Origin of the sequence: Arsenicicoccus bolidensis DSM 15745 (assembly GCF_000426385.1) — a bacterium.
GTDB classification, from domain to species: domain Bacteria; phylum Actinomycetota; class Actinomycetes; order Actinomycetales; family Dermatophilaceae; genus Arsenicicoccus; species Arsenicicoccus bolidensis.
Genome location: NZ_AUFG01000032.1, coordinates 1 through 19734, shown reverse-complemented (window position 1 = coordinate 19734; position 19734 = coordinate 1). Strand labels below are relative to the sequence as shown.

Genomic DNA, 19734 nt, shown 5'->3' with positions numbered 1-19734 from the left:
GCCGACATGCTCGACATCGACCGTTCCCTGACGCCGCACACCCTGGTCCGCGCCCTCGGCAAGCCCGCCGCGAGCTTCACCAAGGCCGACATCGTCCGCTTCGTGCAGGAGCAGGGCATCACGATGCTCGACCTGCGCTACGTCGCGGGCGACGGGCGTCTCAAGAAGCTCAACTTCGCGATCGGCTCGCTCGAGCACCTCGACCGGATCCTCACCCTCGGGGAGCGGGTGGACGGGTCCAGCCTGTTCCCGTTCGTGGGCGCCGCCGCCAGCGACCTGTATGTCGTCCCGCGGTACCGCACGGCGTTCGTCAACCCCTTCGCCGAGGAGCCGACGCTCGACCTCATGTGCTCCTTCTACGACGCCGACGGCGAGCCCCTGGCGTCGGCCCCCGAGCAGGTCCTGCGCAAGGCACAGGCCCACCTCGAGGCCACCACCGGGTGCCGTCTCGAGGCCCTCGGCGAGCTGGAGTACTACCTGTTCAGCGAGGTGGACTCGATCTACCCCATCGTCGAGCAGCGCGGCTACCACGAGGCGCACCCCTACTCCAAGTGGGGTCACGTCCGACGCGAGACGATGGCGCACCTCGTGCGCATGGGGGTGCAGGTCAAGTACGGCCACGCCGAGGTCGGCAACATCGTCCACGACGGGCAGGAGATGGTGCAGCACGAGATCGAGCTGCTGCCCGTGCCGATCGAGGAGGCCGCCGACCAGCTGGTCCTCGCCAAGTGGGTGCTGCGCGAGGTGGCCTACCGCCACGGCCTGCAGGTCAGTTTCGCGCCCAAGATCATCGTGGGGCAGGCCGGTTCCGGCATGCACGTCCACACCCGCCTGACCCGTGGCGGCCGGGCCGTCTTCGCCGACGCCGAGGGCCTGACCGACGACGCTCGCCGCGTCATCGCGGGCTACCTGCGGCTGGCGGCGTCGTTGACGGCGTTCGGCAACACGGTGCCGACGTCATACCTGCGGCTGGTCCCGCACCAGGAGGCGCCGACGTCGATCTGCTGGGGCGACCGCAACCGGTCGGCGCTCGTCCGGGTGCCGCTCGGGTGGGCCGGCGTCGGCGATCGGATGCTGCGCGACGCGAACCCGCTCGAGCCCGCGCAGCACGTGGACGGCACGTCCGGTCAGACCGTCGAGGTGCGGTCCCCGGACGGGTCCGCGCACGTCCACCTCCTGCTGGCGGGGCTCGCGGTGGCGGCGCGGACGGGACTGCTGGGGCAGGACTCCCTCGAGCACGCGCGGCGGTGCTACGTGCGCGAGGACGCCTCTCGCGTCGAGGGACTCGCCCAGCTGCCCTCGTCCTGCGCCCGCTCGGCGGAGGCATTGCTGGCGGACCGTGAGCACTACGAGGAGGGCGGGGTGTTCCCGCCCGGGCTGGTCGACGCCCAGGCGACGATGCTGCGGTCCTACCAGGACGACGACCTCTCCGAGCGTCTCTACGGCGACGCCGACGGCCTCGCCGCGCTGGTGCAGGAGCACCTCCACTGCGGGTGACCGACCAGGCCCCTCCTTTCTTGGTGAATCTCCAGCAGACCTCCAGGGACCCGGCCTAGGGTCGATGGCGTGAGGACCACCGAGGGCACCCACGGCGCGGGCACGACGACCCGCCACACCACCGAGAGCACCACGGCGGGGGACGGCCGTGCTGGAGCGAGGGGGGAGTCGGGAACGACCCTCACGACCTCGGCCCTCGAGAGCTTCCGCGACGAGCTGACCGACCTGTGGGGCGACCTGGAGCGACTCGTCGCCGCGGTGGACGACGCCGCGATGATCGACCTCTCGCGCCGTCTGGAACGGCACGTCTGCGCCATGCCCGGCAGCGCGGACCGCCTCCGCGAGCTGGCCAACGACCTGATGGCGCTGATGGCCGGGTGGCAGCACCTCGGGCATGAGGAGCGGGTCGTGCTCGCGACCGCCATGGCCTATCTCGCCGAGGTGGACGACGGCGTGCCTGACCACCTGCCGGGCGGCCTCGAGGACGACGACCGGGTCGTGGGTGCTGCCGTGCGGGCCGTGCTGCGGCCACGTCGCCGCGTCGCCTGAGAAGTCCCTCGTTCTCTCTTCAACAAACCCTGGCGGCCGTCCGTACTGTCCGGTAATGTCCCACCTTGGCGGGGGTCATCCGGGTGAACGATCATCCACTCGGCCACGAGTGCGCACGCTCGGTGGAGGATAGGGACAGCGATGTCACTCGACGCCAGCCCCGCGTCGCACCTCCGTCGAGAGGAAGTCATGATCGAGCAGCCGTGGTGGGCCGATGGCCCCGCAGACCACGAGTCTCGGTCCGGCGGCACCGTCTCCGACACGGAGCTCCCGCTGCACCGCGGCGCGGTGTACTCCGAGGCCGAGATCGATCCCGAGCAGGGCAGCACCGCCCGATCTGTCGTCGCCGGGGGAGTGGTGCTGCTGATCGCCGTCGTCCTGACCGCGGCGCTGGCGGGCATCGCCTCCCGCCCCGGCGTCGACCTGCAGGGCCTCGTGCCGGCCAGCCGTCCCGACCTGTCCAGCCACCTGCACGTCCGCGCCACGCGGCCGGCCCCTGGCGCCACCGCCGCGGCCCCACGGTCCCTGCCGCCCGTCGGCGGTGTCGCGCCGACCACCTCTGCCCCGAACACCCCCGCCCCGAGCACCGCGGAGGCGTCCGCCGAGCCGGGTGCGCAGGCGGTGCGACGAGCCCCTGGAGCCGGCGTCGCCCCCGCGGCGACGAACAGACCCGCCGGTCCTGCTGCAGGGAGCGCGCCGAGCGCCCGGTCGGGCGAGGACCCGCCGCGTCCGGCGAGCCGGCGGACGGCGCCCGCCCCGTCGACGTCGTCCGGCGGCCAGGGGCGCTCCTCTGCTGCCAAGAACCACGCCCGGGTGGACGCGCACAAGGGCCATAGGGGCCACAGCGCCACTCCGGGCGGAGCTCGTCGCGCCGCTCAGGGGCGTCGCGACGCGGCCACCACGCCGCCGGCGCGCAGGTCCTCGCCGCAGGCTGCGAGGTCGACGCCGCAGACGAGCCCGGTCAGGCCCGGCCGGAGGGTGGGCCACGGCCCCGCGCGGCCCGGACGGGGTCCTCGAGCGCACTAGCCTGAGGGTCCCATCCTGCGGAGAGGACCCGATGTCCCAGCACGACAGCGAGCCGATCGACGGCTCCCAGCCGATCGACGGCCACCTGCCGGTCGACGGCCACCTGCCGGTCGACGGCCCCGACGTTCCGTGGGCGATGCAGGTGGCGCTGCGCTACGACAAGGCGGACCTCCCCGACGAGGACCTCGTCGCCGCCACGGCCGCGCGTGCCGTCGTCACCCTGCTGGCCGACCACAGGGCCCGTGACGGCGACTGGTCCGAGGCCGTCCGGCGCTGGCGGGACGGGCGCATCCGCAAGCTCGTGCGCCGTGCGCGTGGGGTGCGGTGGGAGCGCGCGCAGGTGGTGCCGGGCGTGACGGTGACGGACGGACCGGCGGCGGTCCGCGCCTACGTGCCGATGCCGACCCGTCCGCTGCCACCTGAGCTGGATGCCCTCCAGGTCAGCGGGACGACCTACCCGGCCACGACGCCAGAGCAGCGCGAGGGGCGGGCGGGGGCCGTGGTGACGGTCGCCCTGTCGCCGCACGTCGAGATGACGAGCGGCAAGACGGCCGCCCAGTGCGGGCACGGAGCACAGCTCGCCTACGAAGCGATGGTCGCGGCTGACGACCCGGCGCTGCAGGCCTGGGCCGAGGACGGCTATCGCGTCCGGGTGGCCCGCCCCGACGAGGCCGGCTGGCGCGCGTGCGCCGGTGCGCCGGTGAGCGTGGTCGACGCCGGCTTCACCGAGCTCGACGGACCCACCGAGACGGTGCGGGCGTGGTGGTCAGCGACCTGCTGAGCGGGCTCGCCGGATCTCGTCATACATCCGGTCGAGCTGGTCGGCGAACCTCTCCTCGACGGCCCGGCGGCGCACCTTGAGGGTCGGGGTCAGGAGCCCGGCGTCCATGGTCAGGGGCTCGTCCAGCAGCTCGACGCCACGGACCTGCTCCTGGTGGGGCAGGTCCGCGTTGACGGTCTCGAGATGGCGCCGCACGTCCTCGAGGACGTCGTCGCCCGCGTCGGCCGTGGGCTGGACGAGGGCGACGAGGCAGACGCGGCGGTCCCCGATGACGACGGCGTGCTCGACCCCGGGATGCTCGGCGATGCGGGCCTCGATGGGGGCGGGGGCGATGTTCTTGCCCTGCTGCGTGACGATGAGGTCCTTGAGCCGGTCGGTGATGCGGACGAAGCCGTCGTCGTCGATCTCGCCGACGTCACCGGTCCGCAGCCAGCCGTCGACGAGGACCTCGCGCGTGGCCTCCTCGTCACGCCAGTAGCCCGCCATCAGGTTGGGCCCGCGGTAGAAGAGCTCACCCTCGTCCCCGCGCCGGAGCTCCCCGTCGAGGATGACCCGGCCGACCGTGCCGAAGCGGACGGCGGCCGGGCAGTTGAAGGTCATGAGGGGACCGGTCTCGGTCATGCCATAGCCCTCGCACACGAGAACCCCTGCGGCCCAGAAGAACTCCTCGACCTCGGGCCGCAGCGGGGCGCCGCCGACGGCGAGGACGGACTTCTCTCCGCCGATGGCGTCGCGCACGTTGTGCAGCACGAGCCGGTCCGCGACCCGGAGCCGGGCCCGCAGGTGGGCCGGGACCGGTCGGCCCGCGAGGCGCAGCTCGCCCACGCGGCGCCCCACGCGGAAGGCCCAGTCGAAGATGCGCCGCCGCACCGGGCTCTTGTCGGCCATGGCGTGGGCGACGGAGTAGACGGTCTCGTAGAGCTTGGGCACCGCCACGAGCGCGGACGGGCGCGCCTCCCGCAGCTGGTCGGCGACGGTCTTGGGGTCGCGGACGTAGGTGTTGAGGGCGCCGTGGGACAGCACGAAGTAGGTCCAGGCTCGTTCGAGCGCGTGCGACAGGGGCAGGAAGGCCAGGCTCGAGTCGTCCGGGCCGAAGTCGAAGAACGCGTCCACCGCGTGCAGCTGGTGCAGCATCGTCGCGTGCGAGAGGGCCACGCCCTTGGGACGGCCGGTGGTGCCGGAGGTGTAGATGATGGTGGCGAGGTCCTCGCCGCGGCCGGCCTCGGTGCGCCGGGCCACCTCGGCGGCCAGCGCGTGGTCGTCGGTGCCGTCATCGTCCCCGTGCCTGAGCACCCGCGTCCACGGCTCCGCCCCGGTGGCGTCGTCGAAGGCCACGAGCAGCCGCAGGTCGGCCCCGGCCGGGGTCGACGTGACCCGGCCCAGCAGGTCCGCGTCGCCCACGAACGCGGCGGTCGCGCCGCTGTGCTCGAGGACGTAGCCGACCTGGTCGGCGGTGGAGGTCGGGTAGATCGGCACCGGGACCGCCCCCGCGGCCAGGGCACCGAGGTCGACCACCGACCACTCCGGGCCGTTGGGAGCCAGGATCGCGACCCGGTCGCCGGGCTGCACGCCGTGGGACACCAGGGCCCGGGCGACCGCCTCGACGCGGCGGCCCACCTCGGCATACGACCAGGTGAAGCCCCGCTCGCCCAGCACGCGCATCGCGGGGCGGTCACCGTGCTCGCGCACGACCCGGGCATAGAGCCGGGCCAGGTGGTCCTCGGAGAATCGCGGGGACGGGACCACGGGTGCAGCGGCTCCCGCGGTGTCGCTTCGAGGCACGGGCATCGGGGCTCCAGCTCCGTCGAGGGTGGGTCAGGTTCACCGTAGCCCACGGCCGCCCGCCCGAGGCCGGGGCACGCGATCGTCAGCGCCGCGAGGGCTCGATGGCGAGGGCGGAGTACATCTCGTCGATGGCCGCGGCGCACTCCCGCTCCACCCGCTGGCGCCGCACGAACCCCGCGGCGGCGGGGCTGCCGAGCAGGCCGAGCGGGGACGCGGCGAGCCGGAATCCCTGGATGCACTGGTCCGGCGACAGGGAGGCGTTGGCCAGCCGGATGGCGTCGCCGACGGCGCGGACGACCAGCGGGTCGGCGGCCAGCGCCTCGGCGTCCGCTGGCGAGGGATCACCCGCGGCGAGCCGTGCCTGCCGGGCCAGCTCGACGTCCGCCTCCACGATCGCCGTGAGGCAGGGGCGCCCGTCCCCGACGACGACGACGTCGGAGATGATCGGCATCGACCGCAGCCGCTCCTCCACGACCTGGGGCGACACGTAGCGCAGCGACTCGGTGACGATGCGGTCGTCGAGGCGGCTGGTGAGGTGCAGGTAGCCGTCGTCGTCGACCCGGCCGATCTGGCCGGTGTGGAGCCACCCGTCGTGCAGCACCCGGGTGGTCTCGGACGGCAGCCCGAAGTAGCCCCGCATCAGGCCGGGCCCGCTCAGCAGCACCTGACCGTCCTCGTCGATGCGCAGGGACAGGCAGGACAGGGGTCGGCCCACCGATCCGTCCTTGGCGGCGTGGGGGGCGTTGACGGTCGCCAGGACCCCGGACTCCAGCGGTCCCCAGCAGCGGTATGCCGGGAGCCCCGCCGTCTCGAGCAGGCTCATGATCTCTGGCGGTGCCCCCACGCCGGCGACCAGGAGCACGGCCTTGGGCCCGCCCAGCTCCCGCGCGACCCGGGTGCCCACGAGGAGCCGCGCTGCGCGCGAGCGCAGCTCGTCCGCCGGGCCTCCGGGGCCCCGCCGCTCCGAGCGCCGGGCCGCGTCCGCGACCGACACGCGACGGCACCAGGGCACCAGCACCGAGCCGAGAGGCAGCTCGTCGGTGGCGCGCTCGAGGGCGTCTCCCACGAGGCGGCGCAGCACCGGGAAGGAGGTCATGAGCAGGGTGGGGCGGAGCTCGCGGACGGCATCCCGGATGTCGTCGGGCTCGCCCACGCAGGACACCGAGCCGCCGGACAGCAGGGCGATCAGGCTGCTGCCGTGCTGGATCGAGTGGTGCAGGGGGAGGGTGGTGACCTCGTGCAGGGGCTCGGTGACCCGGAACGCCTCGGCGATCGCCTTGACCGTCGTCAGGGCCGAGCGGTGGGTGTGGACCACGCCGCGCAGCTCGCCGGCGCCCCCCACGGTGTAGTCGATGAACGCGATGTCGTCGGGCGACCAGGCGTCCCTGCGGCGGGCGGCCTCGGCGGCCGTGGCGATGTCGAAGGGCGCCGCCATCACGCGGTCCCAGGAGAAGGTGCCGTGGGTTCCCACCTCGGCCCCCAGGTCGTCCACCGCGTTGCCGAAGGACAGGCCGACGAAGTCGTCGAGGTACGGGACCACGTCGGGGTTCTCGTCGAAGCAGACGACGACGCGCAGGGAGGGCAGCCGCCCGGCCAGCCGCCGCATGCTGCGCACCAGCACGTCGCCGCCCACGAACGCCACGCGCGTCTCGGTCTCGCGCAGGACCGCCGCGAGCTCCTCCACCGGGGTGGCGGGTCCGAGCCGGACGACGACGCCGGCGCAGGCGACGACCGCCAGCTCGGTCACCAGCCACTGCGGCCGGTTGTCGGCGATGATCGCCACGGCATCGCCCGGGTGCAGGCCGCTGGCGATGAGGCCGTGGGAGACGTGGCGCACCTGGGCCGCGAGGTCGGCGTAGGTCATCTGCGCCCAGCCGTCGTCGGTCCGCCCCCGCAGGGCGACGGCGTCGGGGTGAGCGTCGGCGCGGGCGAGGACCAGGGCAGCGAGGTGCTCGGTCACGGCTCGCTCCCTGGTCCTCGACGCATCGGCTCCTAGCGTAGGGGCCGACGAGGTCACGCGGGCAGGACTCGCAGGACCTGCTCCCACCGCTCCGGGGGGAGCAGGTGGCCGCAGCCGTCCACGACGACCACGGTCGCGCTCGTGCGACGGGCGACGGTGGCCGACAGCGCGGGCGGCGGGACGAGGGTGTCGTCCTCGCCGACCACCACCGTGAGGGGCGCGCCGTCGATCCGGTCGAGGTAGTGCTGGGGGAGGGGCCGGGGGTGGTTGATCGTCTTGCAGGTCCGCCCCACCAGGGCCAGCCACTCGACGAGGGTGTCCGGGATGGCGCCGCCGGGCTCCACGAGGTGCCCGAGCACGGCGCGGGCGGTCACGGGCGTCGAGCGCAGCGACCAGCGGGTGCGGTCGCGCACCTGGCTCGCGGAGGTGCGCGGGGGCACGAGCCCGCCCGGTCCGACGAGGAATCGTCCGGTGACGACGGGGGAGTCCGCGCTCAGGCAGACGGCTGCCCCGAGGCCGCTGCCCACCAGCGTCAGCTCGCGGGCCGATGACCACTTGAGGGTGATGGCGTGCAGGGCTGCCTCCAGCCAGGTGGAGTACCACGCCGTGGTGTCGCGTCGGGGCCGCGTCGGGTCGGACAGGCCGGGCTGGCCCGGCAGGTCCAGCGCCCACACGGTGCCGTGCTCGGCAAGCGTACCGATCTCGTCCAGGCTGGACGCCGCGCTCATGGCCGTCCCGGGGAGCCAGACCAGCCGCGGGGGACCCTCGCCGACGGCGACGACGTGCGTCGAGACCGTGGTGTCGTGGACCGGCACCTCCAGGGTGCGGGACTCGTGCCCCACGCCCCAGCCGGCGAGCGCTGCGGTGCACCACTCGTGCACGGTGTCCCGTGCGGCGGGGGAGCGATAGGCGTCGTTCACGTGGTCGAACGATACCGCCGGTTCGGGCGGCCGGTGCACCTGCCCACGGTGGGCGGCGTCAGCGACCTGCCCCCGGCCCGGGGTCCTCGAGCCGCACCAGGCACCCGCCCGGGACCGAGAACGGCTCGACCCGCACCGAGGCGGGATCACCGCCGGCGGCCTCGACGAGGGCGGCCGCGAGGCCCTGGTGGACGGTGCACACGACGTGCGGCACGCGTCGGGCGGCATCGAGCATCGGGCACTGCCGCAGGACGAGCTCCTCACCCTCGCCCGGCCCGCGCCCGGGCGGGGCGTCGTCCGGGGCGAACCCCATCCGGTCGAAGTCCACCCTCAGCTGCTCGCGAGGCGTGGCCTGCGAGGGCACGGACCGGTCGTCGGCGAGGGACTCGCCCCAGGCGACGCCGGCGGCGTGGGCGATGTCGGTGGCGCCCGGCAGCTCGGCCACCTGGTCGGCGAGGGCGACCGCGAGGGCGGCATACTCCGCACCGGCCTCCGAGCCGGCCAGCGTCGCCTCGTAGCGCCAGGCCGGGCGACCGCGGCCGGTGATCGGGGCGCGGAACCGGCGGGCGAACCCGGCCTCGACCAGCGCGTCGAGGTGGGCCCGGACGGTGTTGTTGTGCAGCCCGCACGCCTGGGCGGCCTCGTCGACCGTCATGGGCGCGGCGTGCTCGCGCAGCACCCGCAGGACCGCCTGCCGTGCTGACGTCAGCACCTGGGGCTCGGTGCCCTCAGGGCCGGGCAGCGGGCCAGGGCCAGGCCGCTGCGGAGATGTCATGGCCACGACGACTAGTCTAGAGACCCCGACCGAACCACCAGGACCCCGGGGCGAGCCCCAGCGCCGCCCGGGCACGACGGGCCTCAGGGCCCGGTGAGGAGCTGACGCGATGACGAGCGTCGCCGACGTCGCCGAGACGGCACCGACCACGACCACCGGCGAGGGGCTGCGGGCCGACAACCTCGCCCTCGCGCAGACCGTCGACCAGACGGTGGACGCCCTGATCGGGGCGATCGGCGCTGCCGACGCAACCGCGTTCGGGCAGGCGCACGCCGACCTCGCGACCTGGTGCCAGTTCGAGCTCGTGCCCTCCGCCGTGGCCAAGGAGCAGGTCCTCTATCCCCGCGCCGCGCGGGTGCCCGAGGCATCCCTGCTGGTGCAGGGGCTCGTCGCCGACCACCGCGTCATCGCCGGTCTGGTCGACGCCGTCAACGCCGCCCAGGACGCCGCCCAGCTCGCCGGCGACGCGCAGGCGCTGCGCGTCCTGCTCCGTGCCCACCTCGCCAAGGAGGACCAGCTCCTCGCCGGCCTCCTCGAGGCCCAGGACGGCTCCGCCGAGGCGTATGCCGAGACCCGCCGCGCCGCCGACGCCCTCGCCCAGCAGTACGCCGCCAACGTCGCCGCCGACGTCGAGGCGTCGCACTCCGAGCCCACGGGTGGGTGCGGAAGCGGCGGTGGGTGCGGCGGCTGCGGCGGCGGCGGGGGCTGCGGCTCCGCGGACGACGCGCGCACCGACGAGGAGCGGGCCGCCGACAAGGCCGCCGTGACCGTCACCCGGGTCGACTGAGGGTCGTGCTCCCGACCGGGACGACCTGGTGGGGTGCGACGCCCCTCGTGGCGGTCTCCCTGCTCCTCCACCTCCTGCCCGGTGCCCTGCTGCTCGTCGCGGCTCGCGCCACCCCACGGATGGTCGTGGGTGCGGCGCCGGTGGTGTCCGCCGGCGTCGTGGGGGCGGCCGTGGCCTGGACCACGTGGACGGGGGTGCGCTGGGGCGTCATACCGCTCCTGCTGACCACGGTCGTGGCCGGCGGGCTGACGCTCCTGGTGGTGCGCCTCCTCGCCGGCCGGGGAACGGCCGCGGTCGACGACGGGGCGACCCGGGCCGGTCCGCGGGCGCGAAAGGTCCCGTCGGCCGTGGCGTCCCTCGGGCCCGCGGCCGTCGCCGTCCTCGGGTCCTGGTGGGTCCTCGTGCGCGGCATCCCCTCGCCGAGCTCGCTGCAGCAGTCCCACGACGCCGGCTACCACGTCAACGCCCTGGCCAGGGTGCTCGCCACCGGCGACGCCGGGTGGTACTCCGTGGGGGCCACCTCGTCGCCCCTGTCGAGCACCACGTTCTACCCGCCGGGGCTGCACGCCCACGCCGCCCTGGTGGCGCAGCTGGGCGGCGCGCACCCCGTGGTGGCGCTCAACGTCGTCGTCCTCGTCCTCGCGGCCGTGGTGTGGCCGGTCGGCATGATGCTCCTGGTCCGCGAGGTGGCAGGGCCCGACCCCGTGGCCCGGTGGGCCGTGGCCCTCGCGCTCCCGGTGACGCTGGTCTTTCCGACGCTGCTGCTGCACTTCGGGGTGCTGTGGTCCAACGCCGCAGGCGTGGCCCTCTCGCCCGGGCTGCTGGCCCTGATGGTGGCGGCCTGCGGCAGCAGTGCACGGCTCACGCGCAGGGCAGGCTGGTTCCTCGTCGCCGCGGGGGCCGGTCTGGGACTGGCGCTCGTCCACCCCTCGGCGGCGCTGAGCCTCCTCGTCCTCGGTGCCCCGATGCTCGTGCCGGCCGTATGGCGTCAGACGCGAGAGCTCACGCGACGCCACCCGCAGGCGCGCCGTGCAGCCACGTGGTGGCTCACCCTGGTGGTGCTCGTCGGCGTCGTGGGCGTGGTGGTCGTGGCCCGCACGCCCAACGTGCGGTCGCTGCTGGTCAGCCGGGCCCGCACGGTCACGGACCCCGGCGACGCCGTGCGCGAGGTGCTCACCCTCGGCACCCACCTGACGCCCGGCTGGCTGGTGCTGGCTCTGCTGGTCGCGGTCGGCGCGGTCCAGGCCGTGCGCACGCGGCGGGCCTGGCTCGTGGTGGGCTACCTGCTCACCGCCACGATGTACGTCTTCGCGGCCTCGGCGTCCTCTGGCTGGGGGACCCTGGTCACGGCGCTGTGGGACCGCGAGCCGTACCGCGTGGTCGCGCCCCTCGCCGTGCCCGCGCTGGTGCTGGCCGGGCTCGGCGCCTCGTGCCTCGTCGGCCTGGGGGAGCGGCTCGTGCCCGCCCGCCCGCTCGTCGGCCGCGCTGCCCTCGCCGTCGTCGTCGGGCTGGCGATCGCGGCCGGGATCCCCTCGGGGGCGGCATCGTCCGAACGCCTGGTGAGCCACAACTACGGGGACCAGCAGTGGTGGCGGACGGTGGTGACGCAGCGCGAGGCCGCGCTCTACGCGCGGGTCCTCGGGCCGCGGCAGGACGGTCTGGCGGTCGCCGGCGACCCCTTCGGCGGTGGGCAGTGGGCGGGCGTGCTCAGCGCGCACCCGAGCGTCTTCACCCACTTCGGCGGCGTGCTCGGCGGCGACTACGACCTGCTGCGGCGGCACCTGCGGGAGCTCACCCCGCAGGTGTGCCAGGCGGTGCGTGACCTGCACGTGGGCTATGTCGTCGAGGACACGGACCGGGTGTGGGACAACGACCCCCGCTTTCCCACCTACGCCGGGCTCCGCGGCCTCGCGGGGATCGGCGGGCTCGAGCCGATCGGTCAGGACGGGACGGTGACGGTCTATCGGATCACGGGGTGCGGTGCAGCCTCCTTTTAATCACGGTATATGGTGGGTTTAATCATCCCATCGTGCTGAGGAGACCCCTATGTCCGAGTCATCGTGCGGCTGCGGCTGCGGCCACGACGAGCCCACCACCGGCGCCTCTGGTGCTGCGACGGCCACCGCGGCGCCAGCGCGCTCGCTGCCCGTGGTCCCGGTCGAGGGGCTCCCGGAGCTCGACGCGACCGTGGTGCCGCACGCCATCCGGCACGGCGTGATCTTCGGCGGGCTCGAGTCGCTGGCCCCCGGCAACGGCCTGATCCTCGTGGCCCCGCACGACCCGCTGCCGCTGCTGGCCCAGGTCGAGCAGCGTTGGCCCGAGCGCTTCTCCGTGGACTACGTGCAGCGCGGGCCGCAGGTGTGGCGGCTGCGGTTCGTCCGCGTCGCCGCCTGATCCCCCTCGCTGGGTGGGGGATGCGGCGGCGGGCAACCGGTTTGCACCGCCCACCTATCCTGGAGAGCGTGCCTGACGAGTCCTCCCGCCCCAGCGACCAGCGACGCCGCGGGCGTCCGCCGGGGCGCCGACCGCGGGGCCGACGGGACGCCGACGCCCGCACGCCCGAGGAGCGCGAGGCCGCCCGGGCGCGGGGTCAGGAGCGCGAGGCCCGGCGTCGAGCGCTCGTCCCCGAGATCACCTATCCCGAGCAGCTGCCCGTCGTCGCCCGCAAGGACGACATCGCCGCCGCGATCCGCGACCACCAGGTGGTCGTCATCGCGGGCGAGACGGGGTCCGGCAAGACCACCCAGATCCCCAAGATCTGCCTGGAGCTGGGCCGCGGCATCCACGGCCTGATCGGCCACACCCAGCCGCGGCGCATCGCCGCCCGGTCCGTGGCCGAGCGCATCGCCGAGGAGCTGGGGCACCCGATCACGGGGGAGCGGACGGCCGACGAGGAGCGGCCCGTGGGCTACCAGGTGCGCTTCGGCGACCACTCGACCCGCGACACGCTCGTCAAGGTCATGACCGACGGCATCCTCCTCGCGGAGCTGCAGCGCGACCGGGACCTGCGCCGCTACGACACGATCATCATCGACGAGGCGCACGAGCGGTCGCTCAACATCGACTTCATCCTCGGCTACCTCAAGCAGCTGCTGCCGCGACGCCCGGACCTCAAGGTGATCATCACCTCGGCGACCATCGACCCCGAGCGGTTCGCGGAGCACTTCGCCTCCGCCGCAGGCGAACCCGCGCCGATCATCGAGGTGTCCGGTCGCACCTACCCGGTCGAGGTCCGCTACCGCCCCCTCGAGCGACTCTCTCTCGCAGGGGATCTGCTCGAGACGGTCGACCAGGTCACCGGGATCGTGGACGCCGTCGAGGAGCTGTGGACCGAGGCCGGGTCCGGCGACGGCTCGGACCAGGACGTCCTCGTCTTCTGCTCCGGGGAGCGCGAGATCCGTGACGCCGCCGACGCGCTCGAGGGGCTGGGCCTTCCGGGGACGGAGATCCTCCCGCTCTACGCCCGGCTGTCGAGCGCCGAGCAGCACCGCGTCTTCTCGCGGCACACCGGACGTCGCGTCGTGCTCGCGACCAACGTGGCCGAGACCTCGCTGACGGTCCCGGGGATCCGCTACGTCGTCGACACCGGCGTCGCCCGCGTCTCGCGCTACAGCCAGCGCACCAAGGTCCAGCGCCTGCCGATCGAGCCCATCTCGCAGGCCTCGGCGGCGCAGCGCGCCGGCCGCTGCGGACGCGTCTCCGACGGCATCTGCATCCGGCTCTACTCCGAGGAGGACTTCGACGCCAGAGCGGAGTTCACCGATCCCGAGATCCTGCGCACCAACCTCGCGTCGGTCATCCTGCAGATGATCTCCCTGGGGCTCGGCGACGTCGCGCGGTTCCCGTTCGTCGACCCGCCGGACTCGCGGCAGGTGACGGACGGGCTCAACCTGCTCCTCGAGATCGGCGCGATCGACGCTGCCTCCGCGGGACGCGACGCCGGGCGAGGCAGGGGGCTGACGGCATACGGCCGGTCCATCGCGGCCCTGCCCGTCGACCCGCGCCTGGCCCGCATGATCCTCGAGGCCAACGAGAACGGCTGCCTCGCAGAGGTGCTCGTCATCACGGCAGCCCTGTCGATCCAGGACCCGCGCGAGCGGCCCGTCGACAAGCAGGCCCAGGCCGACCAGCAGCACGCGAGGTTCAAGGACGAGCACAGCGACTTCATCACCTGGCTCAACCTGTGGAACTACCTCCGCGAGCAGCAGAAGGCCTTGAGCGGCAGCGCCTTTCGTCGGATGTGCAAGCAGGAGTACCTGCACTACCTGCGCATCCGCGAGTGGCAGGACCTGCACCTGCAGCTCAAGCAGGCGTGCAAGGCACTCCACCTCGAGCCCAACAAGAGCCCCGGGACGCCCGACGCGATCCACCAGGCGATGCTGTCAGGGCTGCTGTCCCACATCGGACTTCGCGATCCCGAGCGCCGCGAGTACGCCGGTGCCCGCGGTGCCCGCTTCGCCATCCAGCCCGGATCGGTGCTCCAGCGGCAGCAGCCGGACTGGGTCATGTCGGCCGAGCTCGTCGAGACCACCCGGCTGTGGGCGCGCACCAACGCGCGCATCGACCCGGCCTGGGCCGAGCGTCTCGGCTCGCACCTGGTCAAGCGGACGTATGCCGAACCCCACTGGGAGCGAAAGCGATCCGGAGCGGTCGCCCTGGAGCGCGTCACGCTCTACGGCATACCGCTCGTCGCGGGGCGCAAGGCCAGCCTCGGTCGCGTCGACCCGGTGCTGGCGCGCGAGCTGTTCATCCGGCACGCGCTCGTGGAGGGGGACTGGGACACCGGCCACCACTTCTTCCACGACAACCGGCGCCTGCTCAAGGAGGTCGCCGAGCTGGAGGAGCGCGCCCGGCGCCGCGACATCCTGGTCGACGACGACGAGCTGTTCGCGTTCTACGACGCCCGCATCCCCGAGTCCGTCGTGTCCGGGCGGCACTTCGACGCGTGGTGGAAGTCCGCGCGGCACGAGACGCCGGACCTGCTGACCTTCACCGAGGACGTGGTCGTCGCCGAGGGTGCCGACACGTCCGTCAGCGCCGACTACCCGCAGACCTGGCGTCAGGGCGAGCTGGAGCTGCGGCTGACCTACCAGTTCGAGCCGGGCGCGGACGCCGACGGCGTCACCTGCCACATCCCCGTCGAGGTCCTCAACCAGGTGCGCGACGAGGGCTTCGACTGGCTCGTGCCCGGGATGCGCGAGGAGCTGGCGACCGCCCTGATCAAGTCCTTGCCCAAGGCCACCCGCAAGCACTTCGTGCCCGCGCCGGACCACGCGAGAACCGCTCTGGCCCAGGCGGATCCGGCGTCGGGGCAGGACCTGGTCGACGAGCTCGCCGCCGCCCTGGGCAGCCGCACGGGGTTCGGCATACGGCCCGACGAGTGGGACTGGAGCAAGGTCCCGGACCACCTGCGCATGACCTTCCGCGTCGAGGACGTCCGGGGCAAGGCGCTCGGCGAGTCCAAGGAGCTGGAGGCGCTGCGGCGCCAGCTCGCCCCCACGGTCCGCCAGACCATGGCGTCCGCCGCGTCGTCGATCGAGCGAACCGGCCTGACCACGTGGGACTTCGGGGCGCTGCCGGCGACCTTCGAGCAGCGCGTCAAGGGCGGTCGGACGCTGCACGGCTATCCCGCCCTCGTCGACCGCGGCACCTCGGTGTCGGTGCAGGTGCTCGCCACCGAGCACGAGGCGGAGGTCGCGTCACGACTCGGCCTGCGGCGGCTCCTGCTGCTCGACATCACGCCGCCGTGGAAGCGGGTCCTCGCCGTCCTCACCAACCAGCAGAAGATCGCCCTCGGCCACAACCCGCACGGGTCCGTCCCCGCCCTGCTCGACGACTGCCTCGCGGCGACCATCGACTCGATCGTCGCCGAGACACCCTCCCTGACGGCCGGTGCCGCGGGGATCGTGCGGGACCAGGAGCAGTATGCCGAGGTGCTGCGCCGGGTCCGCCAGCTCGTGTCCGCCCGCGTCATCGAGATCATCGAGCAGGTGGAGCCCATCCTCGTTGCGGCCCGCGAGGCCCGGCTGGCGCTGGACCGCCTCTCGCCGGCCGCGCGCGCCATGAAGGACGACATGACCCGCCAGCTCGAGGCGCTGATCCATCCTGGGTTCGTCGCCGAGACGGGCCGGGCGCGCCTGCGGCACCTGCAGCGCTACGTCCGCGCGATCGTCATACGGGCGCAGAAGGGCCCGGACGACCTGCGCCGGGACGACGAGCGGCAGGCCGTGGTGGCGACCGTGGAGCGGGAGCACGCCGACTTCCTCAAGAGCCTCAAGCCTGCGCGCGTCGACGCCCCGGACGTCGTCGAGATCCGGTGGATGCTCGAGGAGCTGCGGGTGTCGCTCTTCGCCCAGTCGCTGGGGACGGCGCACCCGGTGAGCGAGCAGCGGATCTACAAGGCGATGGACGCGGCCGAGGCCCGCTGAGCGCGCCTGTGCCCGACCCTCGGGCAGGCGAGAGCCGGGTGCTGGCGGGCTGATGTCGGACCGCGGGGAACGAGGCTGGCCTCAGGCGATGACCTCGTCGGGCTCGGGCGGTGGTGCCGGTCTCCATCCGAACCCGACGCGCATGACGTGCCACCTCACCCTGCGCCCTCCCCTCGGGGCGGTGCTGTCGACGTGACCGGTGATGTGGTGCTGGTGGATGAACCGGTGGTGCGGGCCGCACAGCGAGGCCAGGTTGTCGAGGTTGGTCTCCCCGCCGTCGGCCCAATGGACGATGTGGTGGGGAGGTTCATCAGGCCGCTCGGTGCAGCCGCGTCGGGCCTACCATCCGCGGCTCGTCCCTCGCCGCTCCCGCCAGGCCCGCCACGACCCGACACGGCTGCACCGAGCTGCCGGGGCTGGTCCGTCCCCGATGGCAGCTGGGTGGCGACGTGACCGTCGCGCAGCACGAGAGCAGACGCGCGGTGGCGGGCATCAGGGGGGTGCCGCGCTCGTCGGATCCGGCGGTGGCGCCCTCGCCGGTGGCGTGGGTGAGCGACTCGATCGGCAGGATGAGGTTGACGCGGGCGTCCGTGCCCGTGGGACCCGTCGTGCCCATCCGGGCGACCAGCTGCGCGGCCTGGACGAGGGCGTCGGCGCGGCGCTGTCCGGGGGTGCGCAGGTCCGGCATGCCGTCGGACTGGGGGAGGGGAGCACCGAGCGCGTTGAAGAGGGCGTCGAGCACGACCTTGTCGGGCGTGTCGTAGGTCGCCTCGAACCGCCAGGTGCCGTCGGGCAGCTCGTGCCAACCGGTGACGCCCCGGCGGGTGGCCTTGTCGAGCTCGTGGTCCTCGTCGCGGGCTGTGCCGAAGCGCGCGAGCATCTCGGTGCGGAACCGCCGGAGGCTGCTGCGGTTGAACCCCACCTGGGCGAGCTCGATGACGGCGTCGACGATGTCGGGGTGCATGGCCGGGTCGGTGGTGAGGCGCAGGTCGTCGAAGGTCCTCGCGGCAGTGATCGCGTCGCCTGGGCTGACCTCGCCCGACGCCATCGCGTCGCGGAGCGGAGCCAGCTCGCGCCGGCGCGTCTCGCGCACGGCGCGCGCGATCGTGTTGCGCTCGACTTCGGGGGTGGCCGCCTCGTGGTCGAGGAGCCACTGCGCGATGTTGCCCGACCCCGACGTGACCAGGAGCCCGCGAGCCTCGGCCTCCATCGTCGTGGCGGTGAGCAGCCCACGCGCGAGAGCCGTCACCTGCGAGGCCTCGCGGGCCAGGTCCCCGAGGTCCGCCTCCTGGACGAAGGCCAGGCCCTCACCGAGCGTGCGCAGCGCGGTGAGGGCCTCGGTGAGGACCCCTCTCGCGGTGACGACATCGGTGAATTTCATCGCTCTATTCTATCGAGAGGGCGCCCGCCAAGAAAGGGAAGTCACCTGGATGCAGAAAATCTCACCGAGGGTCTAGAAGAATGACGGATGGTGGCGCCGTGACGCATTTCCTGAAGCTGTTGGTCTTTGGTGGGTGTCAGCGCTGGAACCTCCGGCGAACTGCTCTGACCGCGTCCTTCAAAGACGCACGGGCCAAGGGATGCGGGTCTGCGCCGATTTGGCAGCAAGGTCCTGAACGATGGCCGATGGGTATTTCTAAGAATGCCAGGTGAATCGTTCTTGTGGTAGCTGGGTCACGTCCGGGGTGACGACGTTGGCGGGGATCGATCATGACGCCAGCCAAGACCACAAAGATTGTTTTGCAAACACTCCTTTGCAGGCTCTTCACACTTCCGGTGGGGGTGGCGGGGTGAGTCCGCCGCCGATGAGGAGCATGCGTAGCCGGTAGTTGTCTCGGTTGCGGAAGCCGCGGGCGATGCGGCGGTGGAGTTCGATGAGCCCGTTGATGCTCTCGGTGCCGCCGTTGCTGGCGCGGCCGGTGTCGAAGTAGGCCAGGAAGGCGTCCCTCCACTGCTTGAGGGTGCGGCCCAGCTTGGCGATCTCGGGGATGGGACACGTGGGGAAGCTGGCGACGACTTGTTCAGCGAGTTGGCGGCCTCGAGCGGGGTCGGGGTGGGCGTACGCGGCGCGAACACGTTGGGCGCACTGCCAGGCGATGTGGACGGCGTCGTGGCGCTCGTCGGCGGCGATGGCAGCGGCCAGGCGGGCCTGTTGCTTCTCGGTGAGCCGCTCGGCCGCGCAGCGCAGGATGTTCCGGATCCCGTACAGCGGGTCGCCGGCACGGCCACGGTGACCGTGGATCTCCTGCTGCACGCGGCGGCGAACCTCATCGACCGCCCGGCCGGCCAGGGCGACCACATGGAAAGCATCCAGGACAGCGGTGGCGTCGGCGAGTTTGTCGTCGATGGCGTTCTTGTAGCCGTGGAACGGGTCCAGGGTGGCGACCTCGACCCCAGCCTTGAACGCCGTGCCGCGTTGGTCGAGCCATGTCTTGTACACGGTCCCGGAGCGGCCGGGTACGAGGTCGAGCAGCCGGGCTCGGACGCGTCCGTCCTTGTCACGGGTCAGGTCGACCATGCCGGTGAGTTCCTTCGGGCCGCGCTTGCGGGGACTCACGTGGTGCCACAGGTGTTCGTCCACCCCGAGGGTGGTCACGCCGGCGAACCGGGCCTCGTCGTCGGCCAGCGTCGCCAGGATGGGTTGGATCGAGCCCCATACCGTCTTCCACGCCACCCCCAGCTGCCGCGCGAGTCCGTGGATGGAGGCGTGCTCGCGGCGGACCTGCTCGATCACCCACCGGCACGCCCGGGTGGTCAACAGCCCGCGCGGGCGGGCTATCTGCTCGTCCTGCTCGGTGAACACCCTGGTCGGGCACGCCGGCTCCAGGCACCGCCACGTGCGTTTGCGCCACCGCAGCCGGGTCGGCCGGGCGAAACACGGGATGTCCACCAGCGTGGTCGTGCGTCGGCCGCGACTCTCAGCGACCACCCCACACGTCGGGCAGCCCATCACCGTCGGCGCGGACTCCATCGTGACCACGAGCACGCCATGGCCGGTCTTGTCGACGTCGACCACGTGCAAGCCGTCCAGGCCGACCAGCAGGTCGCAATGGTCACAGTACGAAGGGGTCGTGGAAGCGCAGCAGCACCCCGTAGGCTCGGACACGTCGAGGCCTTCCGGTCAGGTTGAAGAGACGCTTCCGATCCTGAAGGCCTCGACCCCCAACCACCCTCACCCCGTGCTCTAGCGTGTCGCGCTCACCCCCACCTCAAGGTTGAAGAGCCC

General features: G+C 73.2%; 15 protein-coding genes. 8 read left to right on the top strand and 7 right to left on the bottom strand.

Features of this window, described 5'->3' with window-relative positions:
- The first annotated feature begins 6 nt into the window (after positions 1–6).
- The 4 genes from K313_RS0114895 to K313_RS0114880 all read left to right on the top strand — a co-directional run bounded on the left by K313_RS0114895 (position 7) and on the right by K313_RS0114880 (position 3853).
- On the top strand, positions 7–1497 hold the full coding sequence (locus K313_RS0114895; protein ID WP_029212279.1) for a glutamine synthetase family protein: 1491 nt from the start codon (positions 7–9) through the stop codon (positions 1495–1497).
- Positions 1498–1566: 69 nt separating this feature from the next.
- The gene (locus tag K313_RS0114890; RefSeq protein WP_029212278.1) at positions 1567–2046 is read left to right on the top strand and encodes a hypothetical protein; all 480 of its coding nucleotides are present in this window, start codon (positions 1567–1569) and stop codon (positions 2044–2046) included.
- Positions 2047–2235: 189 nt separating this feature from the next.
- Complete coding sequence (locus tag K313_RS0114885; protein ID WP_029212277.1) at positions 2236–3072, top strand: hypothetical protein; 837 nt, start codon at positions 2236–2238, stop codon at positions 3070–3072.
- Positions 3073–3103: 31 nt separating this feature from the next.
- The gene (locus K313_RS0114880) at positions 3104–3853 is read left to right on the top strand and encodes a peptidyl-tRNA hydrolase (protein ID WP_029212276.1); all 750 of its coding nucleotides are present in this window, start codon (positions 3104–3106) and stop codon (positions 3851–3853) included.
- Here K313_RS0114880 and K313_RS0114875 read toward each other — a convergent pair.
- The 4 genes from K313_RS0114875 to K313_RS0114860 all read right to left on the bottom strand — a co-directional run bounded on the left by K313_RS0114875 (position 3839) and on the right by K313_RS0114860 (position 9293).
- Positions 3839–5641, bottom strand: coding sequence for an AMP-dependent synthetase/ligase (locus K313_RS0114875; RefSeq protein WP_029212275.1), 1803 nt, complete (start codon positions 5639–5641; stop codon positions 3839–3841). The two genes, K313_RS0114880 and K313_RS0114875, sit on opposite strands and share 15 nt — an antisense overlap.
- A gap of 79 nt (positions 5642–5720) precedes the next feature.
- On the bottom strand, positions 5721–7598 hold the full coding sequence (locus K313_RS0114870) for an AMP-dependent synthetase/ligase (RefSeq protein ID WP_029212274.1): 1878 nt from the start codon (positions 7596–7598) through the stop codon (positions 5721–5723).
- Positions 7599–7651: 53 nt separating this feature from the next.
- The gene (locus tag K313_RS23985; protein WP_029212273.1) at positions 7652–8518 is read right to left on the bottom strand and encodes an alpha/beta fold hydrolase; all 867 of its coding nucleotides are present in this window, start codon (positions 8516–8518) and stop codon (positions 7652–7654) included.
- Between the two features lie 58 nt (positions 8519–8576).
- Positions 8577–9293 carry a helix-turn-helix transcriptional regulator gene (locus K313_RS0114860; protein ID WP_084412899.1) on the bottom strand — a complete coding sequence of 239 codons (717 nt, stop codon included), beginning with the start codon at positions 9291–9293 and terminating at the stop codon, positions 8577–8579.
- Positions 9294–9402: 109 nt separating this feature from the next.
- Here K313_RS0114860 and K313_RS22560 point away from each other — a divergent pair, with 109 nt between their 5' ends.
- From K313_RS22560 to hrpA, 4 genes are all read left to right on the top strand, one after another.
- Complete coding sequence (locus tag K313_RS22560) at positions 9403–10080, top strand: hemerythrin domain-containing protein (RefSeq protein ID WP_029212271.1); 678 nt, start codon at positions 9403–9405, stop codon at positions 10078–10080.
- Between the two features lie 5 nt (positions 10081–10085).
- Positions 10086–12077 carry a DUF6541 family protein gene (locus K313_RS0114850; protein ID WP_029212270.1) on the top strand — a complete coding sequence of 664 codons (1992 nt, stop codon included), beginning with the start codon at positions 10086–10088 and terminating at the stop codon, positions 12075–12077.
- 49 nt (positions 12078–12126) lie between these two features.
- Complete coding sequence (locus tag K313_RS21310) at positions 12127–12474, top strand: DUF2249 domain-containing protein (RefSeq protein WP_029212269.1); 348 nt, start codon at positions 12127–12129, stop codon at positions 12472–12474.
- A 68-nt stretch (positions 12475–12542) separates the two neighbouring features.
- A complete protein-coding gene (gene hrpA / locus K313_RS0114840; RefSeq protein ID WP_029212268.1) occupies positions 12543–16508 on the top strand; it encodes an ATP-dependent RNA helicase HrpA in 3966 nt (1321 codons plus the stop codon).
- Between the two features lie 81 nt (positions 16509–16589).
- On the opposite strand, the gene K313_RS23160 is transcribed toward hrpA, so the two are convergent.
- From K313_RS23160 to K313_RS0114830, 3 genes are all read right to left on the bottom strand, one after another.
- On the bottom strand, positions 16590–16802 hold the full coding sequence (locus tag K313_RS23160; protein WP_084412905.1) for a hypothetical protein: 213 nt from the start codon (positions 16800–16802) through the stop codon (positions 16590–16592).
- 16 nt (positions 16803–16818) lie between these two features.
- Positions 16819–17889 (bottom strand): DUF222 domain-containing protein, encoded by a 1071-nt coding sequence (locus K313_RS0114835; protein WP_029212267.1) that lies wholly within the window; start codon positions 17887–17889, stop codon positions 16819–16821.
- Positions 17890–18273: 384 nt separating this feature from the next.
- The gene (locus K313_RS0114830; protein ID WP_420804905.1) at positions 18274–19614 is read right to left on the bottom strand and encodes an ISL3 family transposase; all 1341 of its coding nucleotides are present in this window, start codon (positions 19612–19614) and stop codon (positions 18274–18276) included.
- Between the last annotated feature and the right edge of the window lie 120 nt (positions 19615–19734).

Excerpts from the sequence above, each read along its gene's own strand:
- K313_RS0114835 (WP_029212267.1), bottom strand. The coding sequence starts at position 17,889 with ATGAAATTCACCGATGTCGTCACCGCGAGAGGGGTCCTCACCGAGGCC.
- K313_RS0114860 (WP_084412899.1), bottom strand. The coding sequence starts at position 9,293 with ATGACATCTCCGCAGCGGCCTGGCCCTGGCCCGCTGCCCGGCCCTGAG.
- K313_RS21310 (WP_029212269.1), top strand. The coding sequence starts at position 12,127 with ATGTCCGAGTCATCGTGCGGCTGCGGCTGCGGCCACGACGAGCCCACC.
- K313_RS0114880 (WP_029212276.1), top strand. The coding sequence starts at position 3,104 with ATGTCCCAGCACGACAGCGAGCCGATCGACGGCTCCCAGCCGATCGAC.
- K313_RS22560 (WP_029212271.1), top strand. The coding sequence starts at position 9,403 with ATGACGAGCGTCGCCGACGTCGCCGAGACGGCACCGACCACGACCACC.
- K313_RS0114895 (WP_029212279.1), top strand. The coding sequence starts at position 7 with ATGCTCGACATCGACCGTTCCCTGACGCCGCACACCCTGGTCCGCGCC.
- K313_RS0114885 (WP_029212277.1), top strand. The coding sequence starts at position 2,236 with ATGATCGAGCAGCCGTGGTGGGCCGATGGCCCCGCAGACCACGAGTCT.
- K313_RS0114875 (WP_029212275.1), bottom strand. The coding sequence starts at position 5,641 with ATGCCCGTGCCTCGAAGCGACACCGCGGGAGCCGCTGCACCCGTGGTC.